The sequence below is a fragment of the Nonomuraea sp. NPDC049504 genome, assembly GCF_040676845.1.
Lineage (GTDB): Bacteria > Actinomycetota > Actinomycetes > Streptosporangiales > Streptosporangiaceae > Nonomuraea > Nonomuraea salmonea.
The window spans coordinates 86,520-110,643 of record NZ_JBFAPT010000018.1 but is presented as its reverse complement, the minus strand read 5'-3'; the positions used below and the strand labels follow the sequence as shown (position 1 = coordinate 110,643).

General features: G+C 73.0%; 15 protein-coding genes. 7 read left to right on the top strand and 8 right to left on the bottom strand.

What is annotated here, in order from left to right:
- Nucleotides 1-73 precede the first annotated feature (73 nt).
- The 3 genes from AB0K28_RS30925 to AB0K28_RS30915 all read left to right on the top strand — a co-directional run bounded on the left by AB0K28_RS30925 (nucleotide 74) and on the right by AB0K28_RS30915 (nucleotide 3,864).
- Nucleotides 74-1,495 (top strand): tetratricopeptide repeat protein, encoded by a 1,422-nt coding sequence (locus AB0K28_RS30925; RefSeq protein ID WP_364377022.1) that lies wholly within the window; start codon nucleotides 74-76, stop codon nucleotides 1,493-1,495.
- Between the two features lie 10 nt (nucleotides 1,496-1,505).
- Nucleotides 1,506-2,330, top strand: coding sequence for a PIG-L family deacetylase (locus AB0K28_RS30920; RefSeq protein WP_364377020.1), 825 nt, complete (start codon nucleotides 1,506-1,508; stop codon nucleotides 2,328-2,330).
- A 157-nt stretch (nucleotides 2,331-2,487) separates the two neighbouring features.
- Nucleotides 2,488-3,864 (top strand): PQQ-dependent sugar dehydrogenase, encoded by a 1,377-nt coding sequence (locus AB0K28_RS30915; protein WP_364377018.1) that lies wholly within the window; start codon nucleotides 2,488-2,490, stop codon nucleotides 3,862-3,864.
- A gap of 94 nt (nucleotides 3,865-3,958) precedes the next feature.
- Here AB0K28_RS30915 and AB0K28_RS30910 read toward each other — a convergent pair whose 3' ends face one another.
- On the bottom strand, nucleotides 3,959-4,933 hold the full coding sequence (locus AB0K28_RS30910) for a helix-turn-helix domain-containing protein (protein ID WP_364377016.1): 975 nt from the start codon (nucleotides 4,931-4,933) through the stop codon (nucleotides 3,959-3,961).
- A 132-nt stretch (nucleotides 4,934-5,065) separates the two neighbouring features.
- On the opposite strand from AB0K28_RS30910, the gene AB0K28_RS30905 reads away from it, so the two are divergent.
- Nucleotides 5,066-8,500, top strand: a complete 3,435-nt coding sequence (locus tag AB0K28_RS30905; protein WP_364377014.1) for a S8 family serine peptidase — start codon at nucleotides 5,066-5,068, stop codon at nucleotides 8,498-8,500.
- A gap of 198 nt (nucleotides 8,501-8,698) precedes the next feature.
- On the top strand, nucleotides 8,699-9,622 hold the full coding sequence (locus AB0K28_RS30900; protein ID WP_345402767.1) for a carbohydrate kinase: 924 nt from the start codon (nucleotides 8,699-8,701) through the stop codon (nucleotides 9,620-9,622).
- 6 nt (nucleotides 9,623-9,628) lie between these two features.
- On the opposite strand, the gene rhaS is transcribed toward AB0K28_RS30900, so the two are convergent.
- The 7 genes from rhaS to AB0K28_RS30865 all read right to left on the bottom strand — a co-directional run bounded on the left by rhaS (nucleotide 9,629) and on the right by AB0K28_RS30865 (nucleotide 21,810).
- On the bottom strand, nucleotides 9,629-10,699 hold the full coding sequence (gene rhaS / locus AB0K28_RS30895) for a rhamnose ABC transporter substrate-binding protein (protein ID WP_364377012.1): 1,071 nt from the start codon (nucleotides 10,697-10,699) through the stop codon (nucleotides 9,629-9,631).
- 32 nt (nucleotides 10,700-10,731) lie between these two features.
- Nucleotides 10,732-11,766 carry an ABC transporter permease gene (locus tag AB0K28_RS30890; RefSeq protein ID WP_364377010.1) on the bottom strand — a complete coding sequence of 345 codons (1,035 nt, stop codon included), beginning with the start codon at nucleotides 11,764-11,766 and terminating at the stop codon, nucleotides 10,732-10,734.
- A complete protein-coding gene (locus AB0K28_RS30885) occupies nucleotides 11,759-12,766 on the bottom strand; it encodes an ABC transporter permease (RefSeq protein ID WP_364377008.1) in 1,008 nt (335 codons plus the stop codon). The genes AB0K28_RS30890 and AB0K28_RS30885 overlap by 8 nt, the downstream gene beginning before the upstream one ends.
- Entirely contained in the window at nucleotides 12,763-14,304 is a 1,542-nt protein-coding gene (locus AB0K28_RS30880) for a sugar ABC transporter ATP-binding protein (RefSeq protein ID WP_364377006.1), read from the bottom strand. Before AB0K28_RS30880 ends, AB0K28_RS30885 begins: the two co-directional genes overlap by 4 nt.
- 242 nt (nucleotides 14,305-14,546) lie before the next feature.
- Nucleotides 14,547-18,848, bottom strand: coding sequence for a TIGR02680 family protein (locus tag AB0K28_RS30875; RefSeq protein WP_364377004.1), 4,302 nt, complete (start codon nucleotides 18,846-18,848; stop codon nucleotides 14,547-14,549).
- Nucleotides 18,842-20,134 carry a TIGR02678 family protein gene (locus AB0K28_RS30870; protein WP_364377002.1) on the bottom strand — a complete coding sequence of 431 codons (1,293 nt, stop codon included), beginning with the start codon at nucleotides 20,132-20,134 and terminating at the stop codon, nucleotides 18,842-18,844. Before AB0K28_RS30870 ends, AB0K28_RS30875 begins: the two co-directional genes overlap by 7 nt.
- Nucleotides 20,131-21,810 (bottom strand): TIGR02677 family protein, encoded by a 1,680-nt coding sequence (locus tag AB0K28_RS30865; RefSeq protein ID WP_364377000.1) that lies wholly within the window; start codon nucleotides 21,808-21,810, stop codon nucleotides 20,131-20,133. Before AB0K28_RS30865 ends, AB0K28_RS30870 begins: the two co-directional genes overlap by 4 nt.
- Nucleotides 21,811-21,942: 132 nt before the next feature.
- On the opposite strand from AB0K28_RS30865, the gene AB0K28_RS30860 reads away from it, so the two are divergent.
- Both AB0K28_RS30860 and AB0K28_RS30855 read left to right on the top strand, forming a co-directional pair.
- Nucleotides 21,943-22,362 carry an SRPBCC family protein gene (locus AB0K28_RS30860; protein ID WP_364376998.1) on the top strand — a complete coding sequence of 140 codons (420 nt, stop codon included), beginning with the start codon at nucleotides 21,943-21,945 and terminating at the stop codon, nucleotides 22,360-22,362.
- Nucleotides 22,363-22,770: 408 nt separating this feature from the next.
- Nucleotides 22,771-24,051: an alpha/beta hydrolase gene (locus tag AB0K28_RS30855; RefSeq protein WP_364376996.1), complete on the top strand. Its 1,281-nt coding sequence runs from the start codon at nucleotides 22,771-22,773 to the stop codon at nucleotides 24,049-24,051.
- The last annotated feature ends 73 nt before the right edge of the window (nucleotides 24,052-24,124 follow it).

Here is a 24,124-nt window from a genome sequence, read left to right as displayed (position 1 = left end):
CAGCCTGCACTCCATCCGTGATACCCCGCCGCAGGTCCGTGCCCGTACGGAGTTCGCTGGTTACAGTGAGGCGGTGAGCCACGATCGGCACGGCCTGGCCATGACGGGCGCCGGCGCGGGGGCGGTACGCCACTACGACCGCGCGATCGACGAGCTGTTGCACTTCAGGGCCGAGGTCGACGCCGAGGCCGGCGCCGCCCTGGCCGAGTCACCCGGGTTCCCGATGGGGAACGTCCTGGTGGCCTACCTCGGGCTGCTGACCACCGAGGTGGAGGACGCGCGGACGGCGCGGGCCAGGTTCGGGGCGTTCCTGCGCCGGACCGAGGGCGCCGACCTGCTGCCCAGGGAGCGCGCGCACGTGGCGGCGGTGCTGGCGCTGCTCGACGGCGACTTCCTGGCCTGCGGCTCGCTGCTCGCCGAGCTGACGGCCGAGCATCCGCGTGACGCGCTGGCCCTCGCGGTCGGCCACCAGATCGACTTCTTCACCGGCGACGCCCGCATGCTGCGCGACCGCGTCGGCGGCGCGCTCAACGCCTGGCCGCAGGACGACCCGCACTTCGGTCACCTGCTCGGCATGTACGCCTTCGGGCTGGAGGAGTGCGGGCACCACGACAGGTCGGAGGAGGCAGGGCTGCGGGCGGTCGAGCTGAACCCGCGCGACGTGTGGGGCATCCACGCGGTGGTGCACACGTACGAGGAGCAGGGCAGGTTCGGCACGGGCCTGCGCTACCTCGACGCGCGGCTGCCCGACTGGTCCAGGGGGACGTTCTTCAACGTGCACACCTGGTGGCACTACTGCCTGTACGCGCTGGAGAGCGGCGACCTGCCGCGCGTGCTGTCGATCTACGACGCGGTGCTCGCCGACGGGCAGTCGTGCCTGGAGCTGCTTGACGCCGCCGCGCTGCTGTGGCGGCTCCACCTGGAGGGCTCCGACCAGCACGAACGCTGGCAGGCGCTGGCCGACCGGTGGCCGGCGCGGGTGGCCGAGCCGTTCTACGCGTTCAACGACATGCACGCGGTGATGTCGTACGTCGGCGCGGGGCGGATCGGCGAGGCGGACAAGCTGGTGGCCGAGCGCGAGGCGTACGTGACCAGGTCCCGGCCGGGGGTCACCAACCACGCCATGACGCTGCGGGTGGGGCTGCCGGTGTGCCGGGCGATCGTGGCGTTCGGGCGCGGTGATCATGACGCGGTCGTGGACCTGCTGTGGCCGATCAGGCACCGGATCGCCGAGTTCGGCGGCAGCCACGCGCAGCGCGACGCCGTGCAGCGCACGCTGCTGGAGTCGGCCCTGCGCGCGCGGCGGCGCGACCTGGCCAGGGTGCTGGTGAGCGAGCGGATCAGCCTGCGGCCGTGCAGCCCGTACAACTGGCTCAAGCAGGCGGCGCTGGCCGACGCGGTCGGCGACGGCGCGGCGGCGGCCGTGGCGCGGGTGCGCGCGGGCGACCTGGCCCGCACCGGCGGAGCCGCCGGAACTGTCGGGCCCGTCGAGTAGGTTGCAAGGCATGGAACGCCAACTCACCCTGATGGTCGTGCACGCCCACCCCGACGACGAGTGTCTCAGCACCGGCGGCATCCTCGCCCGCTACTCGGAAGAGGGCATCCGCACGGTCCTCGTCACCTGCACCAACGGCGAGCAGGGCGACGGCGCGGGCGGCGTCAAGCCGGGCGACCCCGGCCACGACGACGCGGCGGTGGCCGTGCAGCGGCTCGGCGAGCTGCGCGAGTCGGTCGCCCACCTCGGCGTCGAGCACCTTGAGCTGCTGGGTTACCGCGACTCCGGCATGGAGGGGTGGGAGGCCAACGCCCATCCCGAGGCGTTCGCCAACGTGCCGCTGGAGGAGTCCGCCGGGCGGCTGGCCGAGCTGATGGAGCGCTACCGGCCGCAGGTCGTGGTGACCTACGACGAGACGGGCGGCGGTGGCTACGGCCATCCCGACCACGTGCGGGCCCACGACATCACGGTGGCCGCCGTCGAGCGCACCGGCATTCCCGACAAGCTCTACCACACGGCCATCCCCCGGGCGGCGATCAAGCGCATGTTCGAGCTGATGCGCGCCAACGGCGTCGACTTCGGCGACGAGCTGCCGTCCGACGACTTCGGCACCCCCGACGAGAAGGTGACCACCGTCGTCGACGTCACCGCCTACGCCGAGCGCAAGCTGAAGGCGCTGCGGGCGCACGAGAGCCAGGGGGAGAACATCTTCTTCCTGCGCATGCCGGAGGAGGCCCAGCAGCAGGCGTTCTCCCACGAGGCGTTCGAACGCGTCCTGTCCAAGGTCGACGCTCCGGCCCACGAAGACGACCTGTTCGCCGGCCTCCGCCCCTGACGGTTCCTGGCGGGTGGTGAAAGTTTCACCGCTCTTCGGGGGTCGTCGCAGTTCGCCGGGCGGGGGCGGGTGTGGTGATGGTGATCGGGCTCTGGGCCGCCTACAGTGCTGACGAGTGCTGACAGACCCACCCGGACATCCGGTCAAGGAGCCCGTCATGCGTGCCCGCCTCATCCCGGTCCTGGTTCTCGCCCTGCTCGCCCTCGGCCTCGGCGCGCCGGCCGCCTCAGGTGCGCAGGCGGGGTTCGACTTCTCGCGGGCGGAGGTGTCGGTCACGGGGCTGCAGGTGCCGTGGGCGATCGGGTTCCTGCCCGACGGCGGCGCGCTGGTGTCCGAGCGCAACACGGGCCGCATCATGCAGGTACGCCCTGGGCAGGCGCCGTCGCCGGTGGCGACGATCAGCGGGGTGCGCGCGTCGGGTGAGAGCGGCCTGCTGGGCATCGCGGTCTCGCCGTCGTACGCGCAGGACGGCTGGGTCTATGCCTACTTCACCAGCACCGCCGGCGACAACCGCCTGGTCAGGCTGCGGCTGACGGCCCCGCAGACGCAGGAGGTGCTCTTCTCGGGGGTGCCGAGCGCGACGATCCACGACGGCGGCCGCATCGCGTTCGGCCCCGACGGCATGCTGTACGTCGCCACCGGCGACGCCGGCACCACCTCCAACGCCCAAAACCTGAACAGCCCGGCCGGCAAGATCCTGCGCATGACGCCGGAGGGCGGGGCGCCGTCGGGCAACCCGTTCCCCGGCTCGCGGGTGTGGAGCTACGGCCACCGCAACGTGCAGGGCCTGGCGTGGGACGAGGCGGGCCGGATGTACGCCTCCGAGTTCGGCCAGAACACCTGGGACGAGATCAACCGGATCGTCGCGGGCGGCAACTACGGCTGGCCGGTGTGCGAGGGCACCTGCGGCAACGGCTCCTACCGCGACCCGATCGTCACGTGGTCCACCGCCGAGTCGTCGCCCAGCGGCCTGGCGTACGCCGACGGCGCCCTGTACGCGGCGGCGCTGCGCGGCCAGCGGCTCTGGGCGATCCCGCTGACCGACGGCACGCCGGGCACCCCGGTGGCGCAGCTCCGCTCCTACGGCCGGCTGCGCGCGGTGGCGGCGGGCCCGGACGGTCACCTCTGGGTGTCGACCAGCAACCGCGACGGCCGCGGCACCCCGGTGGCCCAGGACGACCGCATCATCCGCGTCCCGCAGGCGACGGACGAGGGCGGCGGCCCCTCCGGCGCCTGCACGGCCACGGCCACCACGCAGACCCAGTGGAGCACCGGCTACGTCATCCAGCCGGTGACCGTCACCAACGACGGCACGGCACCCCTGACCGCCTGGACCGTGACCTTCTCCCTGCCGCCCGGCCACACGGTGACCGGCTCATGGAACGCGGCCCTGACCGTCTCCGGCCAGACCGCCACGGCGAGGAACACCACCCACAACGGCACCCTGGCGGCGGGCCAGCGCACCACGTTCGGCTTCCAGGCCACCCGCCCGGCCGGCGACACCGGCCTCCCCACGGCTTACCAGTGCTCGTAACCCACCCGGCGCGGCCATGACCTGAGGCTCAGGGGCCCAGGCCGGACCACGCGGCGCGGGGGCCCGGGCGCGGAGGCGCGAGGCCCCGGGTGGGTCAGATCCAGCCGCGGCGGGTGGCCTCCATGGCCACCTGGAAGCGGGTCTGGGCGCCGAGGCGGCGCATCAGCCTGGTGAGGTGGCGCTGGACCGTGCGTTCGCTCCAGCCCAGGGCCCGCGCCGCCGAGCGGTCCGTGGCGCCGGCGGCGAGCAGGGTGAGCAGCCGTTCCTCGTCCGGCGACAGCTCCTGCTCGAAGGCGAGCTCGCCGTTGAGCCGCACGGGGACGCTGCGCTCCCACAGCGCCTCGAACAGCGCGATCAGCGCGTCGAGCAGTGGCGACGGGTGGATCAGGTAGGACGCGGAGAGCACGTCGTCCCCGGCCCGCATGAGCGGGATGATGGCGAGCCGGTCGTCGGAGATGCCGAGCTTCATCGGCAGGCCGGGATGGATCCTGGCCTGCTCGCCGTGCTGCACGCCGACCGTGACGTCCTCCAGCCAGCCGGGCATCTCCAGCACGCTGCTCTCGTAGATGACGCGGTAGCGCACGCCGCGCCGCAGCAGGTCCAGCTCGACGGGGTTGGGCTCGCGGTGCTGGGCGGGGGCCGCGTACGGCGGGCGGTCGAAGCCGCGCATCTGGGCCCGCGTGTCCTGCTGCATCTGCACCCACCGGTGGTTGACCTCGTCCCGCCCTGAGACGACCTCGATCAGCTCGCCGGGGTGGGCGAAGCGGGTGCCGGCGCGGTAGACGTCCATGAGGGCGCGGATGTGGGCGCGTACGCCGTCCAGCTCCCGTTCCCGCTCGCGCAGGATGGCCTCGAGGCTGCTGTCCGGCGAGACGGCGACGTAGCGGGTGGGCCGGCCGGTGGAGCGGGTGGCGAGGCCGAGGTCGAGCAGCGACTGCAGGATGCGGCGGGCGGCGGTGGCCGGCAGGTGGCAGTCGGCGACGATCTCGGCGACCGTGGCCTGCGTGCGGCGGACGAGCGCGTCGTACACCTCTTCGTCCTGAGGGCTGAGCCCGATCGCCTCCAGCAACCCCGCTCCTCCTGTCTGAATGACGACACATGGCGGAAACTCGTCACTAACCAAGCTTGTCAGGAAAAGGCGGAAGATGTCAGCGTTCTTGAGCACCATCGGCCCCAGTGGCCACAGGAAAGAAGGAGCATCATGCCGCTGTCCCCTCGCCGCTCGCCCGGTCGTCGTCTGCTCGCCGCCGTCTTACCAGCGGTTCTGCTGACGACCGCGACGTACGGGACGCTCGTCCCCGCGAGCCCGGCCGAGGCGCAGACCGCCCCGTCCGGCACCCCGGACCAGCAGCCGGACCAGAAGATCGACCCCAAGCTGACCGAGCGGATGCGGACCGCCGGTGAGCGCATCGAGGCGCTCGTCGTGCTGCGCACCCTGCGGCAGCCGCCCGCGACCGACACCCCCGTGCAGGCCCGCGCCGCACTGAAGGCGAGCGCGGAGCCGGTGCAGGACCCGGTGGCCGCGTTCGTGCGCTCGCGCGGCGACCAGGTGGTCAACACGTTCTGGCTGAAGAACATGATCCTGGTACGCGTCACGCCCGCCACCCTGGCCGCCCTGGCCGAGCTGGAGCTGGTCGACCGGATCATCCCGAACTTCACCCTCACCGCCCCCGAGCCCGACCGCGCGCCCGCGTCCAAGACCAGCCCCCAGAGAGCGGCCGAGCCCGCCACGTGGGGCCTCACCAAGATCGGCGCCGACCGCGTCCAGCAGGAGCGCGGGCTGACCGGCAAGGGCGTCCGGGTGGCCGTGCTCGACACCGGCGTCGACATCACCCACCCCGACCTGCAGGGCAAGCTGGCCGGGACGGGCGAGGACCACGCGGGCGGCTGGATCGAGTTCGGCCCGGACGGCAAGCCCGTGCCGAGCGAGCCGCACGACAGCTCCTTCCACGGCACCCACGTGGCGGGCACGATCGCGGGCGGCGACGCGTCCGGCACGAAGATCGGCGTCGCGCCAGGGGCCGAGCTGATGGCCGGGCTGGTCATCCCGGGCGGCCAGGGCACGCTCGCGCAGGTGGTCGCGGGCATGCAGTGGGCGCTGGCGCCGTACGCGGCGGACGGCACCCCGGCGGGCGAGCCTGCCGACGTGGTCAGCATGTCGCTGGGCGCCGAGGGCTACGCCGACGAGCTGGTCGAGCCGGCCAGGAACATCTACCGCGCGGGCGCGTTCCCGTCCTTCGCGATCGGCAACGACTGCGCGGAGGGCCAGTCCGGCAGCCCGGGCAACGTGTACGAGTCGGTGGCCGTGGGCGCGACCGACGTCAACGACGACGTGCCCGACTTCTCCTGCGGCGGCGTGGTCAGGTCGACCGACTGGTTCCACGCCCCGCCCGAGTGGCCCGACTCGTACGTGGTGCCGGACATCTCCGCGCCCGGCGTGGACGTGGTGTCGGCGATGCCGGGCGGCGGGTACGCCGCGCTGAACGGCACCTCGATGGCCACCCCGCACGTGTCGGGCACGGTCGCCCTCATGCTGGAGGCCCGTCCCGACCTGACCGTGGACGCGGCCGAGGAGATCCTGGCCGGCACGTCGGTCTCCGACGACCGCTACGGCCCGCTGCCGAACCCCCGCTACGGCCAGGGCCGCATCGACGCCTACGCGGCGGTCGCCGAGGCGGCCCTCACCAGCGGCGTGCGCGGCACCGTCACCGACCGGCGCTCCCGCAAGCCGCTGGCCGGCGTGCGGATGAGCGTCGGCGGGCGCAGCACGGAGACGGACGCGGACGGCCGCTTCGAGCTGCGGCTGCCCGCCGGGCGGCACGAGCTGACGCTGTCCAGGTTCGGCTACGAGGACGCGAAGAAGACCGTCACGGTCCGCGCCGACCGGCTCTCCGACGAGCGGGTGCAGCTGGAGCGGACGAAGTGGAGCACGATCTCGGGCCGGGTGTCGTACGAACCGACCGGCACGACCGTGCCCGGCGCCACGGTCGAGGTGCTCGGCGTGCCCGACGAGCTGACCGCCGTGACCGACGCGAAGGGCCGCTACACGATCAAGGACGTGCCGGTCGGCGCGTACCGGATCGCCGCGCACGCCCCCGGCGTGTCCAGGTCGCCCGACCTGGAGGTCACCGTCGGAAAGCATCGGGCGGAGTCGGACCTCACGCTGCCCCGCCGCTCCCCCACCGAGCGGCTGTCGCTCGGCACGGACGGCCGCCAGGGCAACCACGAGGCGTGGTGGCCGGAGCTGAGCGGTGACGGGAACGTGGTGGTGTACGCCACCTTCGCCTCCAACCTCACCGACGACGCCGACACGAACGGCGAGCTGGACATCTTCGCCACCGACCGGCGTACCCGGGTGACCGAGCGGGTCTCGGTGCCGACCGGCGGCGGGCTCGGCGACTCGTTCTCGCTGTCGCCGACGGTCAGCCACGACGGCCGGTACGTCGGGTTCAGCAGCTTCTCCAGCAACCTCGTCCCCGGCGACGCCAACGGCCAGACCGACGCGTTCCTGCACGACCGGCAGACCGGGACGACCGAGATGATCTCGGTGTCCTCGAAGGGCGAGCCGGGCAACGACCTGTCGGGCGCGCCGAGGTTCAGCGCGGACGGCCGGTACGCGATCTTCGACAGCATGGCCTCGAACCTCGTCCCCGGCGACACCAACGGGCGCAACGACGTGTTCCTGCGCGACCGGCAGAGCGGCACCACCGAGCGGATCTCGGTGACGCAGGACGGGACCGAGGTCAACGGCAACGCCCGCGAGGCCACGATCAGCGCCGACGGCCGGTACGTGGCCTTCCAGAGCGACGCGGCCGACCTGGTGCCCGGCGACGACAACGGCGTGATCGACACCTTCGTGCTGGACCGGCAGGCCAAGACGCTCACCCGCGTGACCGGGCCCGACCCGGCCACCGAGACCGCCGGGCCGGTGATCAGCCAGAACGGCACCGCCGTGGCGTACTCCAACGGCGTCGGCCTCGGCGAGATCTACGTGCACGACCTGGCCACCGGCAAGGCCCGGCTGGTGTCGGTCACCCTGGACGGCGCCGGCGCCGGCGGCCTGACCTTCGCCCCCTCGCTGTCGGCCGACGGCACCAAGGTCGCCTTCTACAGCGACTCGGGCCGGCTCGCCGAGGGCGACGACAACAACCTCAGCGACGTCTTCCTGCGGGACGTGACGGCCGGCACCACCACGCTGCTGTCCGGCGCGCCCGGCGGGACGGGTGGCGACGGCCGGGCCGCGCTGCCGTCGATCAGCGCGGACGGCCGGTACGTGGCCTTCGAGAGCACCTCGGCCAACCTGGTCGAAGGCGACACCAACAAGCGCTCGGACGTCTTCGTGCACGACCTGGTGGCCGGGCCCGAGGCGCTGTTCGCGCTGAGCGACCTGTCGGTGACGCCCGAGTCGTCCAGGTCAGGGCGCGTGAAGGTGCGGGCGCTGGTGAAGAACGTGGGCGAGCAGGCCGGCTCGTACCAGGCGGTGGTCCGGGTGAACGGGGCCGAGGAGCAGCGGCGGGAGGTTTCGCTGAAGCCCGGCGAGGACGCCCGGGTCACCTTCGACCTGCGCCGCTCCGAGGCGGGCACCTACACCGTCACGCTCGGTCCCCTGACCGGCCACTTCGCGGTCAAGCGCTGACGATCGACCGCATGAGGGGGGCCGTCCCGGAAGGGGCGGCCCCCCGTTCGCGTGCTCAGGGGACGCGATCGCGGCGGCGTGGCCACCCGGCGCTCATCATGACGGCCGGGCTGCGATGATGAACTCCGTCCCGGGGCGCGTCCACTCTCCCGGCCGTGCGGAAACGGCAGCGTCCCCCGGGGGAGAGAGGCGGGCCTGATGATCGCTGTGCTCGGCGAGTGCGTCGCCGACGCCTTCACCGACTCCGCACCGTCCGCGGGCGGGACGGGCATGGGGTTGCGGGTGTTCCCTGGAGGCGGGCCGGCGAACACGGCGGTGGCGCTCGCGCGGCTCGGCACGCGGGCCAGGTTCCTCGGGCGGCTGTCGGGCGACGTCTTCGGGCAGGTGTTCCGTACCCGGCTGGCCGCCTCGGGCGTGGACCTGTCGGCGGCGATCGCGGCCGGTGAGCCGAGCACGCTGGCGGTGGCCGCGCTGGACGCGGGCGGGCGGGCCGCGTACACCTTCTACGCCCAGGGCACCGCCGACTGGCAGTGGACGCCCCACGAGCTGGGCCTGGAGCGGCTCGGAGCAGCGTCCTGCCTGCACACCGGCTCCCTCGCGCTGGTCAAGCAGCCCGGCGCGGCGGCCGTCGAGGAGTTCGCGCGGGCCGCCCATGAGCAGGTCACGGTCTCCATCGACCCCAACGTGCGCCGCAGCCTGGCCGCGCCTGAGGACTACCGGGTGGAGCGGTGGTGCGCGTACGCCGACGTGCTGCGGCTCAGCGACGACGACCTCGCGGTGCTGCTGCCGGGCACCCCGGCGGAGGCGGCCTGCGACCGGTGGCACGAGGCGGGCGCCCGGCTGATCGTGGTCACGCTCGGCGCCGAGGGCGCGCTGGTGTCGCTGGACGGCGAGCGCGCCACCGTTCCCGCGACCCGCGTCGAGGTGGCCGACACGGTCGGGGCCGGCGACGCGTTCACCGCCGGGCTGCTGCACCACCTGGAGGCGCAGGGGCTGCTCGGCGGGCGGCTGGACGCGCTCGACCTCGGCACCGCCGTCGCGGCGGCCGCGTTCGGGACCCGGGTGGCGGCGCTGACCTGCACGGTTCCCGGCGCCGACCCACCCTGGTCCGACCAGCTCTGACCCGGCTCAGAAGTCGAAGTCGTCGATGTTGTCCTTGGTGAAGACGAACGGGTCGCCCAGCAGCACCGTGCCGTCCTTGCCGACGGTGTAGTCACCGAGCTTGCCCGCCTTGAACGTCTCGCCCTCCTTGCCGGTGATCAGCCCGGAGGCCAGCGCGCCGCCGGTGTAGGCGGCCAGGTAGCCGAGGTCGGACGGGTTCCACAGGGCGAACGAGGTGACGGTGCCGTCCTTGACGTACGCGCGCATCTGGTTGGGCGTGCCCAGCCCGGTCAGCTGCACCTTGCCCTTGTACTCCGAGCCGGACAGGTAGCGGGCCGCCGCCGCGACGCCGACCGTGGTCGGCGAGATGATGCCCTTCAGGTTCGGGTGCTTGGCCAGCAGGCCCTGCGTCTCCTGGAACGACTTCTGGTCGTCGTCGTCGCCGTAGACGGTGTCGACCAGCTTGAGCTTGGCGTACTCGGGCTTGGCCAGCTCGGTCTTCATCATCTCGATCCAGGCGTTCTGGTTGGTGGCGTTCGCGGTCGCCGACAGGATCGCGATCTCGCCGCCCTCCTCGCCGACCGCCTCGCCGATGAGCTTGATCTGCGAGGCGGCGATGCCCTCCGCGCTCGCCTGGTTGATGAAGGCGTCCCGGCAGGACGGGTTGGTGTCGGAGTCGTACGTCACCACCTTCGCCCCGGCGGTGCGGGCCTCCTGGAGGGCGCCGCAGATGGCGTCCTTGTCGTTGGCGGACACCACGATCACGTCGGTTCCCTGCTGCGACAGCGTGTTGATGTAGCTGACCTGCGCCGACGGGCTGGCCTCCGAGGGGCCCGTCTGGCTGTAGACGCCCTTGAACTCCTCGACCGCGACCTTGCCGCCCTTGTTGTCGGAGGCGTCGAAGTACGGGTTGTTCACCTGCTTCGGGAGGAAGGCGACCTTCAGTCCCTCCTTGATCGTCCCCGCGCCGGCGGAGGACGCGCCGGGAGCCGGCCGGCCCGCCGGCTCTTCTTGGCTCGCACAGCCGGTGACGGCGAGGCTGAACGCGGTGAGCACCGCCAGGGCGACGGCCCTGCCTCCTCGAGTTCTCGCTGCCATGATGGAGTTCCTTTCGCGGCCCGCGATCGCGGTCAGGGGGTGACGGATCGTCGCCGGCGCAACCGCTCGCGCACCATGCCAGCGACGTTGGGTCCCACTACGGAGACGATGAGCAGGGATCCGGTGATGATGGTCAGGGTGTTGGCCGGCACGTACGCGAGCTGCAGCGCGTTGCGCAGCGTGCCGAGCAGGATGACGGCGGCGATGACGCCGAGCAGCCCGCCGCGCCCGCCGAAGATGGACACGCCGCCGAGCAGCACCGCGGCCACCACGGCGAGTTCGAGGCCCATGCCGTTGTCGGCGCGGGCGCTGGCGAAGCGCAGCGTCCAGAAGACGCCGGCCAGCGACGACATGGCGCCGGTGGCGACGAACAGCCAGAACTTCGTGCGGGCCACGCCGATGCCGGTGAAGCGGGCGGCCTCGGCGTTGTTGCCGATGGCGTACAGGCCGCGGCCGATCGGGGTGGCGTGCAGCACGAGCGCGAAGACGATCGCCAGGGCGGCGACCATGATGATCATCCACGGGATGGTCAGCCCGGGGATGGCGGCGATCGCGCCCGTCGTCCACTCGGGCGGGTAGTCGGCCACCGCCTGGTCGCCGAGCACGACGTACCCCAGGCCCCGGTACAACGCGAGCGTGCCGATCGTCACCGCCAGCGACGGCAGCCCGAAACCGGTCACGAACAGCCCGTTGACCGCGCCGAGCAGCGCCCCGAGCAGCAGGCAGAGCACGATCACCACGGGCAGCGAGGTGACGCCCCACAGCCAGAGCTGGCCCATGACGGTGCAGGTCAGGCCGAGGATGCTGGCCACCGACAGGTCGATCTCGCCGGTGATGATCACCAGGGTCATGGGAAGCGCGATGAGCGCGATCGGGATGACCTCCAGCGTGACGAACCGCCAGAAGCGCGGGCTGGCCACGCCTTCGATGCTGAGCGCGCCGATCGCGACGACCAGGATCAGGGCCACGACGAGCACGGCGTCCCAGGACCCGGCCACCGCCCGCACCCGCCTCATCGCGCCGCTCCCCGCCTTGCTGCCCGCGCCGTCTCGTACCGCCTCAGCCACGGCCGCTCCTTCCTCGCAACGTCCTGGCCATGCGGACGGCCAGCGCGCGGTCCAGGCCGATCGCGGCCAGGATGAGCGCGCCGACGGCGGCCCGCTGCCAGAACGGGCTCACCCCCAGCACCGGCAGCGCGCTGCTGATCGTGGTGAGCAGCACCGCGCCGAGCGCGGCGCCGTAGACCGAGCCGCTGCCCCCGAAGATGGCCACGCCGCCGACCACGACGGCGGCCACCACGTTCAGCTCGAAGCCGTTGCCCGCGTTGGCGTCGAGGGTGCCGAAGCGGGCCGCGTACAGGACGCCGGCCAGGCCCGCGAGCGCGCCGGAGACGACGAACGCGGTGAACACCCGCCGGCCCACCGGGATGCCCGCGAGGCGGGCGGCGGGCGGGCTGGAGCCGATGGCGTACAGCTCCCTGCCGCTGCGGTACGTCCGCAGGTAGTAGCCGGCGGCCACCAGCACCACCACCGCGAACAGCGCCAGCACCGGCACCCCCAGCAGGGTCGCGCTGCCCATCCGGAGGAAGCCGGGCGGCATGTCGGCGGCGTTGATCTGGCGGCCGGTGGCCCAGGTGTAGTCGACGCCGCGGAAGACGTACAGGGTGCCGAGCGTCACCACGAGCGCGGGGACGCGGGCGGCGGCGATGAGCGCGCCGTTCACGGCCCCGCAGACGGCGCCGAGCAGCACACCGGCCGCCAGCGCCACCGGGATCGGCAGGCCGGGGTTCGCCACGAACAGGCTGCCCGTCGCGAACGCCGACAGCCCCAGCACCGACCCGACCGACAGGTCCACGTTGCGGGTGATGACGACGATGCTCTGTCCGACGGCGAGCACGGCGAGGATGGTCGAGCCGAGCAGCAGGTCCTTGATGCCCTGCGCGGTCAGGAAGCGCGGGTTGACCAGCACGGTTACGGCCACGAGCAGCACCAGCGCGGCGGCGATGCCCAGCTCTCTGATCACGAACACCCGGTGCACGAGCCGGGTTCCCCCGGTGACGGCGGTCATGCGGTGCCGCCCTGTCCTGTCGCCCGTCCTGCCGCCCGTCCTGTCGCCTGTCCTGTCGCGGCCAGCATCACCGACTCCTCGTCGGCCCGCGTACGGGGGATGTCGGCCACCAGCCTGCCCTCGTGCATGACGAGCACGCGGTCGGCCATGCCCAGCACCTCGGGCAGCTCACTGGAGATCATCAGCACCGCGACGCCCTGCCCGGCCAGCTCCGACAGCAGCCGGTGCACCTCGGCCTTGGTGCCGACGTCGATGCCGCGGGTGGGCTCGTCCACGATGAGCACGCGCGGCTCGGTGGACAGCCACTTGGCCAGCACCACCTTCTGCTGGTTGCCGCCCGACAGGGTGGAGACGGGGTCGGTGAGGCGGGCGGTCTTGACCTGGAGGCGCTCGCTCCAGGTGCGGGCCGCGGCCCGCTCGGCGCCGCCGAACAGCAGCCCGAGCCTGCTCAGCGACCAGCGCCTGGTGAGGGTGGCGTTGCGTGCCACCGACAGCTCCATGACCAGGCCCTGCTGGCGGCGGTCCTCGGGGACGAGGGCCAGCCCCGCGGCGATGGCGGCGGCGGTGTCGCCGGGCGGCAGCGTCCTGCCCTCGACGGTCACCTCGCCGGCGTCGGGCCTGTCCACGCCGAACACGGCTCGCGCGACCTCGCTGCGCCCGGCCCCGACGAGCCCGGCCAGCGCCACGATCTCGCCGCCGCGCACGGTGAACGAGACGTCCTCGAAGACGCCGTGCCTGGTCAGGCCGCGTACCTCGAGGCGGGGGTGGCCCACGTCCGCCGCCGTCTTCGGATAGAGCGCGGACACCTCGCGGCCGACCATCCTGCGGACCAGCTCCTCGACGGTGAGGCCGGTGGCCGGGTCGGTGGAGACCCAGCGGCCGTCGCGCAGCACCGTGATCCGCTTGCAGAGGGTGAAGATCTCGTCGAAGCGGTGGGAGATGAACAGCACCGCCGCGCCCGCCTCGCGCAGCGACCCGACGACCGAGAACAGCCGCTCGACCTCGACGCCGGAGAGCGCCGCGGTGGGCTCGTCCATGACGAGGACGCGGGCGTCGAACGCGAGCGCCTTGGCGATCTCGACGAGCTGCTGGTCGGCGATGGACAGGCCGCGGGCGGGCCGGTCGGGGTCGAGCCCGACGCCGAGCCTGGCGAACAGCTCGGACGTGGCCGCGCGCATGGCCTTGGCGTCGATGCGGCGCAGGCCGCGTAATGGCTGGCGGCTCATGAAGATGTTCTCGGAAACCGACAAATCCGGAAAGAGGGTCGGTTCCTGATAAATCACGGCTATTCCGGCGGCCTGGGCGTCGGCGGGGCCCGAGAGCGCCAGCTCCTTCCCGTCCACGGTCAGCGTGCCGGCGTCGGCCGGGTGGGCGCCCGCGAGGACCTTCACCAGCGTCGACTTTCCCGCCCCGTTCTCCCCCACCAGGCCGTGCGCCTCGCCGGCGTACAGGTCGAGCCGCACGCCTGACAGGGCACGGACCGCGCCGAAGGACTTGCTGACATCGCGGAGCGACAGGATGGGAGGAGATTCACTCATACGCCCTCCGGCGCCGTTCAGGCGAAACGTTTTAATGTGTCCAGAACGTAAAACGGCGGGGAGTTACGTGTCAATACTGCCGGTACGCGACTTGGATCCGGGCATAAAATTTCTAAAACGATTTAGACACCAACCGGTCGCGCGGAGGCCGCGCTTCCGGACATCCAGCGCTCATCCGGGACGTACGCGCTTACTCGGCTCGCTCACTCGGCTCGGTCACTCGGCTCGGTCACTCGGCTGGGTCACTCGGCTGGGATCGTCCGGTAGCCGTTCCACACGAACCTGGCCGTCGTCACCGCGTCGTCGCCGTCCCCCGTGATGAGCTGGTGGATGGCGATGCCGTCCAGCTCGCGGTACTCACACCACTCGTGGTCGGACGTCAGCACCAGATCCAGGCCCAGGTTCACCAGCAGGTCGAACACCTGGCCGCGGTTCGCCCTGTCCACCCCCACGAACACCTCGTCCAGCAGGATGAAGCGCGGGCAGCCCGGATCGGTCAGGTAGTGCGCGGCCACGGCGGCGAACAGCGGCAGGTGCAGCGCGATCGCCTTCTCCCCGCCCGACAGGGCGCCGTGCAGCTTGCGCGTCAGGTCCTGCCAGCCCTGGCCGTCGCCCCTGTCCAGCTTGACCACGAAGCGGTGCCAGGCGGTGTAGTCGAGGACCTTCATGAGCTGGTCCTCCCAGCTCGCCGACGAGTCGTCGGCCCTGGCCTCCTCGACGCGGTCCCTGAAGAAGACGTACAGGGCCTCCTTGTCGGCCTCGCTCAGCCCGGCCGGGTCACGCAGCAGCAGGTCGCGGGCGGCACGGGTGCCGGGCGACTGCGTGGGATCGACCTGCCACACCAGCCGCACCGCCACCTTGGAGGCGGTGCGGACCCGTTCGAGCCGCTGGTTCATCGCCTCCACCAGCGCCGTCGCCTGCCTGATGCGGTCGGCGAGATGCCGGCGCGTGTCGCCGGCCAGCGTGCGGTCGAACAGGTCCCGCTCGGCCTCGGTGATGTCCCGCCGCCGCGCGTCCCGCTCCTGGTGCAGGACTCTGCCCAGCGCCGCCGCCCCGGCCCGCACCCCGTTGACGGTCGCGGTCAGCACCTGCACGTCGTCGTCGGGCGTCAGCTCCAGCTCCGCCCGCCCGCCCAGCGCCTCCCTGGCACGATGCACGGCATCCCGCAACCGCGCCTCAGCCTCCCTGACCTGCTTGCCCTCATACGGCACAGCCCCCAGCCGCTCCGCCACCACCGTCGCCGCATCCAGCACCGGCCCGGCCTCCGAGGTCGGCTCCAGTGTCACGCCCGCGTCGGCCGGCAGATGGCCGGAGGCCAGGCGGCGGAAGCGGTCCGAGGCCTCGTCGCGCGCCTGCGCGGCCTCGGCGTGCCGGTCCTCGGCGGTGGACAGCTCGCCCCTGAGGCGGCCCAGACGGGCGTTGAGCCTGGCCAGGCCGTCGTTGATCTGCTTGATGGCGCGGCGGCAGTCCTGGTAGGCGGCCTGGGACTCCTGGAGCATGGCGAGCACCTCGTGCTGCTCGGCGCCGGCCGTACCCTCGATCGCGGCCAGCCGCTCGGCCAGCACGACCGCGGCGGACGCGGCCCGCTCGGCGCGTTCGACGGCGTCGAGGGCGAGCCGCTCGTACTGGGCGGCGGTCTCGGCGGCCAGCCTGGCGTGCTCGGCGGCGGCGCGGGCGTCGGCGCGGCGGTCGTGCCAGACGGCGCCGGTCGTCTCGGCGGTGCGCAGCGCCTGCTCCAGGTTGTCCAGCGCGGACGGCGCCGCGGGCAGCGCGTGCCGGTCGGCCAGCTCGGTCAGGCGGCGCAGCGACCGCGCCACGTCCTGCTCGCGCTCGTGCAGCCGCTCCTCGTACGCGCGCAGCCGGTCCTCCAGCAGCGCCACCTTGCGTTCCGCGTCGTCGAGCGCCTGGACGGACTCCGCGTACGGCCGCCTGTCGGGCCTGCGCCGCAGCTCGGCGGCCAGCGTGTCGCGGTCGGCGTCCACCACGGCGAGCAGGTGGTCGCACTCGGCGATCCGCCCGGCCAGCTCGCCCAGCCGGTCGTCCAGCTCGGCGACGCGGCGCCGCCTGGCCCGCTCCCTGGCGGTCGCGCCGATGTAGGCGGGCTCCGGCTTGACCCAGCGGCCCGCCGCGGGGCCGAGCCGCCAGGTGCCGTCGGCGCCGATCACGACCGGGTGGTCGACGCCGATCGCGGTGGGCGCGAACGCGATGCCGCCCAGCACGGCGTCCGCCGGGACCGGCGAGTCCGCCTCGGTGAGCAGCACGTGGGCCAGGCTGTAGCCGGGGGCCGGGCGGGCCAGGGCGGCGACCGCGAACGCGTCGTGCTCGCCCGCGTCGAACCCGCCGTCCGGACGCAGCCACAGGCCGAGCAGCCCGGACGCCTCCAGCGCCGCCTCCACCCCCGCCTGCGCGACCGGGTCGAGCCCTGACCTGAACGCCACCGCTCGCCACAACGGCAGCCCAGGCCGGGCCAGCCGCCCGGCGGCGGTGCGGGTGGGCGAGGCGGGCGGCTCGATCGCCGTCTGATCGCTGAGCCGCTCCCGCTCCTGAGCCAGCTCGGCCCGCTCGCCGGCCAGCCGGTCACGCAGGCCGGTCAGCTGCTGCTCCCGAGCCGCCAGCTCGACGGCGGCCATCGTCCGCGCCGTGCTGACGAGGTCGTCGGCCCGCTCGAAGTCCTCGGCCAGGCCGGCCAGCGTGGCAGGATCAAGCTGAAGCTGCGCACACCCGCCGGCCCAGTCGCCCAGCGCGGCGGCCAGGTCACGAGCCCGCTCGTCCCGCACCCGCTCAGCCCGTTCACGACTCTCCTGAGCAGCGGCCAGATCGTCACGCGCCTCGTCACGATCCCGCTCGGCCGTGCTCCGCCGCCCCACAGCCTCCTCGTGGGCGATCGCCCCCGCCCTGACCTCCCTGATCTGCCCGGCCCTGCTACTGACGGCCGCCCGCAGCAGCTCCCTCCCCCGCCGCACAAGCGCCTCCGCCTCCCCCAGCTCATGGACGGAGACGGGGACGACGCGTCCCGCCCCTTCAGAAGCGGACAGTCGTCCGCCACCGTCGGTGGCGAGGCCGGAGGGATGGTCGGCATTGCCGGAAGGGAGTCCCGCACGACCGGCGGCGCCGTCCGCCGCTTCCGCGGCGGAGGGGAACCCGGCGCGACCGCCGGCGTGGCCGGACGGCAGTCCCGTGCGACCCCCGCCGGTGCCGGCCGCCTCCTCGTGAACGGACCCGACACCGACGCGGCCGGCTGCTTCCTCGTGAACGGACCCGACGCCGACGCGGCCGGCTGCTTCCTCGTGGACGGACAGGAGGCCGGCGCGGGTGGCGGCGTGGTGGGCCTCCGTGCGGGCGCGGTCGGCCAAAGCGGCGGCTGTGCGGGCCGCGGCGGCGGCGCGGTCGGCGTGGGCCTGTCTGGCCGAGACTTCCCCGGCCGCCTGGCCGGCCTGGTCGCGGAGGCGGGCCGCCGTCTCGTGGGCTGCCTGGGCCTCGCTGCGGAGGCGGTGGAGGTCGCCGGCCTCCCGGTACGCCTCGCTCTCCTTGAGGCCGTCGATCCGGGCGGCCAGGGCCAGCTCCTGGGCCTCCTCCTCCCCCAGCCGCACGGTCGTGGCCGCGAGCTCGCGTTCGGCCTCCTTGAGCGCCTCGCGCCGGTCCATGACCTCGGCGGCCAGTGACTCCACCCGCTCCCACGCCGACGTGACGGCAGCGGCGGCGGCCCGCAGCACACGCTGGGCGTAGCCGCGCTGCCGCTCGGCCAGCCGGTCGGCCTCCTCCACGTCGCGGTCGAGCCGCCGCAGCTCCTCGCGCTGCCGGTCGAGCCGCTCGAACCCCTCGGCGATCTCGTGGATCTCGCCCTCGCCGAGCGGCGGCAGGGCGCTGGACAGCAGGTCGGACAGCAGCCCCGGGTCGAGGCGTTCGGACAGCTTGGGGGTGCGGAGCTGGCGCAGTGCGGTGAGCAGCGAGTCGTAGCGCTGCTCGTTCAGCTCGCGATAAAGGGTCCTGCGCACGACGTCGCGGTACGACTCGGCGCTCTCGTGCACGGTGCCCGACGGGCCCAGCTCGTCGATGAGCTGCGCCTTGGTCAGCGGCTGGCCGCCCTCGCCGACGAGCCTGATGCCGTCGGGGGCGTCCACGCGGGCGTCGGTGGTGAAGTAGGCGGCGGTGACGTTCTTGGTGTGGACGGTGGCCTGCAGCCGCGCCCCGCAGGTGAACCAGCGGCCGTCGGCGTGCCGGAACTCCAGCCACACGTACCCCACCCGGGTGGCCCCGCCGGCGCCGTCGCCCATGAGGTTCCAGTGCATGGTGCGCTCGCCGCCGCCGAACGTGGACAGCCTGCTCGGCTTCAGGCTGGCGTCCAGCAGGTACGGCAGCAGCAGCTCCAGCACCTTCGACTTGCCGCTGCCGTTGGGCCCGCGCAGCAGCAGCCGCCCCCGATGGAACTCGAACACCTCGTCGTAGTAGCGCCAGACGTTGAGTATCCCGGCGCGTACCGGAACCCAGCGGGCGTCCATCCCCTGCGCGGCGCGCTGCGGGGCGAGCTCGGTAACGGTCAACATTCCTCCTGTACGGCCGCGCGATCGACCCGGTAGCGGGCCGCGGCGGGCAGGGCCGCGACCCGGTCACCCGTACGGCGGGCGAGCCCGAACCGGATGAGCACCTCAAGCGCGTCGGCGGCCAGCCGCGGCCCGCCGCCGTCCGACTGGTACGCCTTGGCCCACTGCGGGAAGCGGCGCAGCAGCTCGGCGGCCTCCTCGTCGAGCCGGGCCGCGCTGACGGGGCCCGAGGTGACGAGCAGGTCGAGCATGAGCAGGGCGGCCACCTTGGCGTGCCCGCCGTCGTCGGGGAACCTGCTGTCGGTGGCGATCCCGTCGGGATCGACCAGCAGGAACCCCTCGGCCCGCTCCTCCAGCACGAACCCGGCCTCCTCCGCCGCGCGGCGCAGCAGCCTGCGGCCGGTCAGCGAGGCGGCGTAGGCGGCCTGGGCGGGGGTCAGCTCGTCGCGGTAGACGACGGGGTCGTCGAGCAGGCGGCGGATGAGGGTGTGGCGGGCGTGCAGCGCGCGCTGGGTCTCGCTGGGCTCGCCGGCGCCGTACCGCGCCTCGACGACCAGCGCATCCGGCGGCCCACCCCGCTCCCCCACCACCGCGCCACCCCGCTCCCAGCCGCCCCCAGCCACCCCGCGCAGCCCCGAGCCCACCTCGGGCGCCTCTTCTTCCGTCCCGCCCCGCCAGGTGTCCGCCACCCGGGACGGGGGGACCGGGGCGGCGAGGAGGCGGATGACGCGGGTCGTGTCCACCCGGTAGAGCACCTTGGCGTCCTCGTCGTCGAGGTAGGCGTCGGTGACGCCGTCCATCGCGGCGAGCGCGCCGTAGTGCTCCAGCAGCTTGACCGCGTCCACGAACGCCGCGCGCTCCTCACCCCGCACCGGCTCGAACGCGGGCACGCCCGGCTCCACCGCCGCCGCCTGCGCCACCCGCCCGGCCAGCATGCCGATCGTGGTGACGGGCGAGGTGAGCAGCTCGGCCGCGCACAGGCAGAGCAGCGTGTAGCGGCGGCGGTCGAACGGGGCCCTGGTGGTGCGGCGGCGCCTGGCCGGACGGGTGGCGCCGGGCTCCGACCTGACCTTGACCAGCCGGGCGTACCCCTGACGCGGCTCCACGACCAGCCGCCAGCCGCAGAAGTAGTCGAACCACTGGATCAACGGCCCGCGCCGCTTCCTGACCAGGTCGAAGGCGGCCGGGTCGTCGTGCGCGGAGACCAGGGGACGTCCGAGCAGGGTCCTGATGGCCCGGGCAAGCTCCTCCTTCTCGGCGCGTACGAGCTGGTTGGCAAGGGTGCTCACGCGCCCACCACCCGTTCGCGCAGGGTGCCGGGTGCGCGGACGTCGATGAGGTAGTCGGGACTGCGGAACCAGCCCTCGGACGTCCGTAGCACCGCCACCTCCCGTTCGGTGGGTGCGTCGTCGGGGGCTCGCAGGACGATCTCCACGCGGCCGTCGGAGGTGACGGCCCGGCGGAACCCGGTCGGGTCGGGGCGCTCGGCCAGCGCCCTGCCGACCAGGTCGAGCAGGCGGCCGAAGGTGTCGTGGTCGAGCTCGCCGAGCTGCGACAGCCGGATCGGGCCCGTCGTGGCCAGCGCCGCCCAGGCGGCCTCCAGCTCGGCGCGCTCGCGCTCGGCCATGGCCCGCCGTCCGGCGCGCAGCTCGGCGACGTCGCGGACCCTGCCGGTGCGGCCCATCCGTTCGGTACGTCCGCGCGAGCGCAGCAGCGCCGACACCTCGACCGGCTCGGCCTCCGCCCACGGCACCCCGGCCGGGATCAGCTCGGCGTCGGCGTGGCCGAGGTGGGCGTGGCGGGCCGAGCCGAGCCCGAACGCGGCGTCCCACAGCCGGTGCGCGTCGTCCTCGCCGGGCGCGGCGGCGAACCAGCGGGCCAGCGTACGGAAATCGGCGGCGGCGCTGGACGAGCGGCGGCGGGCGTCGGTGATGCGGTCGAGCACCTGCAGCAGCACGACGATGGCCCGCCGCGCCACGTCGTGCAGCCGCCGCACCCGCGGCACGCTCCCGTCCTCAGGCGCGAACCACGCCAGCAGCCCCTCCCACTGCGCCGCCCGCGCCGCCAGCCACGGCGTCGCGTGATCCGCCCCCGGCACCCTCGGCAGATCCGCCCCATCGAGGGCCCGCGCGTGCAGCACCGCGGCACTCCGCCCGGTGTGCCCAGCCAAGCCACCTCGCCCACCCTGCCCGCCATACGCAGCCAGATCACCCCGCCCACGGCCCCCAACAGGACCCACCTCCCCGGGCCGGCCGCCCTGGTCGGAGTGGTCGGCCCCTCCGGTGAGGGGGTGGAGGAGGGTGGTGATGGTGTCGGTGCGTTGTTCCAGGTCTGTGACGAACTGCTGGAGGTAGGCGACCGTGGCGGTCTTCACCTCGTGGAACGTGGCCAGGTCTGTGCCCTCGGCGCGTAGCAGGCGCTGCAGGCCGGCGTTGAAGCGGCGGGTGTTGGTGCGGAGGGCGTCGAAGTGAGCTTCCAGCTCCATCAAACAGGCGAAGACGCGGCGGTTGCGGCCGGGGTCGGGGTCGCGCAGCAGTTCGTCCAGCTCGGCCAGGCGGGCGGCGATGGCGTCCAGCACCGCCGTCTGCAGTGCGCCCGCCGAGTCGAGCGCGGCCATGGCGTGCCGGATCCCGGCGAGGGCCGCCGCGCCGCGGCCGGTGAGCGAGTATTGGAGGTTCCTGCGCTCGTACTCCTCCGCCGTGGCGAAGCCGCCCGCGTGGTCGAAGACCACGTCCAGCAGCCCCCACCCGGCGAGCTGCTTGAGCGTGCCGGCGAGGTCCTGCTCGCCGACCGGCGCGTAGCAGCCGGTCGAGCGCAGCCGCTCCCGCACCTCGTCGGCGGTGAGCGCCGTCTCCAGCCGCTCGTCGGCCTCGCCGAACGCGAAGAGGACCGCCGTGTGCAGGTCAGCCCGCTCCGTCGTGGTGAACCGGAACAACTCCGGCGGCACCTGTGGCGCGCCCGCCATCACCCGCTCCCCTCGCCGCTCGATTACCCGACGCAACCGTAGCGGGACACACCGTCGCGGGGGTCGCTGTTTGCCCGTACATCACGGGGGTACGGCGCTGGCATTGGAAGCCAGGGGTCCGGGGGTAACGGTATGGCGGAGTTCGAGGCGACGCGGGGGATGCCGGCGGAGAGCATGGTGGTGTTCGGGGTGGCGTCCGATGTGCGGCTCATGGACCGGTGGCTGCCGCAGGGGCTGTCGGTCCACGACGCGGGGCCCGGCACGCTCGAGGCCGACGGCTCCCTGGTGCCCGGTTCCGGCAAGCACGAGGGGTTGTTCCGCGTCTCCCAGGAGCAGCTGAGGGTGGAGTGGGGCGGGCGCGACCACCCCGGCTATTCGGGCTGGCTGCAGGTGTCCGACTCCGCGGCCGGCACCAGTGAGGTGACGGTGCACATCAGCCTGCTCGACGAGCCTGAGTCCGGGTCGCGGGCGGACGAGGTGCGCGGGCTGCTCGACCGGTCGCTCGACAGCCTCGCCGACGAGGTGCAGCGCCGCGTCTCCGGGGGCGGCTGAGCCGTCACCGAGCCATCTCCGTGCCGTCCGAACGGACGTCCCCGCGGCGTCCACGCGGCGGCGCGATCGCGCGGGCGGGAAAGCCCGTGTGCGGGCGGATTCCGGCGTGGGGAATGGGCTTTTGAGGTCCCGGGCGGTTAGTAGATCTTTTTCCGGATCGGGAATTCGAGTGTTTTGCCCACTTGCTCTCGATCTGGGGCAACGTCTATAAATAACGGGAAATCCGTTGCCTACATCCCCTGAGACATGCGACGACTATTCCGTTTCATTACGCCCGCCCTGGCCGGCCTGCTGACCCTCACCGGTGTCGCCGGCCACGCCCGAGCCGCCGCGCCTGAACGGCTTGGCGAATTCTACGGACAGCGCCTTGCCTGGTCTCGCTGCGGCGACGGCTATGAATGCGGGAAGTTGTCGGTCCCGCTCGACTACAAGCACCCGGAAGGCGACAGGATCGGCCTCAGCATGGCCCGCCTGCCTGCGACGGGACGCAAGATCGGGTCGATCGTGCTCAACTTCGGCGGCCCCGGCGCGTCCGGCGTCGACACGCTGCTGCAGAGCAAGGACATCGTCTCCCCCGCGATCAGGGAGCATTTCGACGTCGTCAGCTTCGACCCCCGCGGCGTCGGCGGTTCGGCACCCATCCACTGCATGAAATCCCTCGACCTCGATTCTTACTTCACCCTCGATCCCACTCCTGACACCGCCTCCGAGGTAAAGCGTCAGGAAAAGTGGGACAAAGCATTTGCAAAATCGTGCGCCAAGCGGTCGGGAAAGAAACTGCTCGCCCATGTGGGCACGGTCGAGGTCGCCCGCGACATGGACGTCATGCGCGCCGCTCTCGGTGACGAGCGTCTGACGTACCTCGGTTTCTCGTACGGCACCTACCTCGGCTCGCTGTACGCCGACATGTACCCGACGCGGGTGCGGGCGATGGTGCTCGACGGCGCCGAGGACCCGTCGCAGGACACCGAGGACTTCATCGAGGACCAGGACCGCGGGTTCGAGGTGGCCACGGAGTCGTTCCTGCGCGACTGCTTCAAGGCCAAGGACTGCCCGTTCAAGGGGCACTCGGTGAAGGCGGCGGTGAAGAAGCTCGACCGGCTCTACGACCGCGCCGACCAGTCGCCGCTGCGCAACGAGTACGACGCCCGCCAGGTCAGCGAGGCCGTCGTGCGCAGCGCGGTGGAGTACTCGATGTACCAGACGGCGACCTGGCCGCGGCTGCGGCAGGCGCTGGCACAGGCGTACAAGGGTGACGGCACGAAGTTGCTGCAGCTCGCCGACGAGAGCAACGGGCGGCGGCCCAACGGCCGCTACGACAACAGCTTCGAGGCCCTGATGGCCATCAACTGCGTCGACCATCCGGAGAGCCCGTGCCCGTTCTGGCCGGTCAAGGGCTCGCGGTCGCCGGCGAAGGTGCAGGCCAAGGGGGCGCCGCCGATCGTCGTGGTGGGCACGACGCGTGACCCGGCGACGCCGTACAAGGAGGCGCAGGCGCTGGCCAAACAGCTGGAGCAGGGCGTGCTGCTGACCAACGACGCCGACGGCCACACCGGCTACCGCAGGGGCTCCTCCTGCCTCGACCGCAAGGTGGACGACTACCTGCTGACGGCGAAGGCTCCGCGCCCGAGCACCTGCCGCCCCGACGCGACGACCCACGCGAAGGCCCAGGCCAAGGCCAGCACCTGAGGCGGACGGACGGCGCGCGAGGCGGGTGCCGCGGCCGGTGCATGAGGTGACACCACACCTCGGTGTGGGAGTG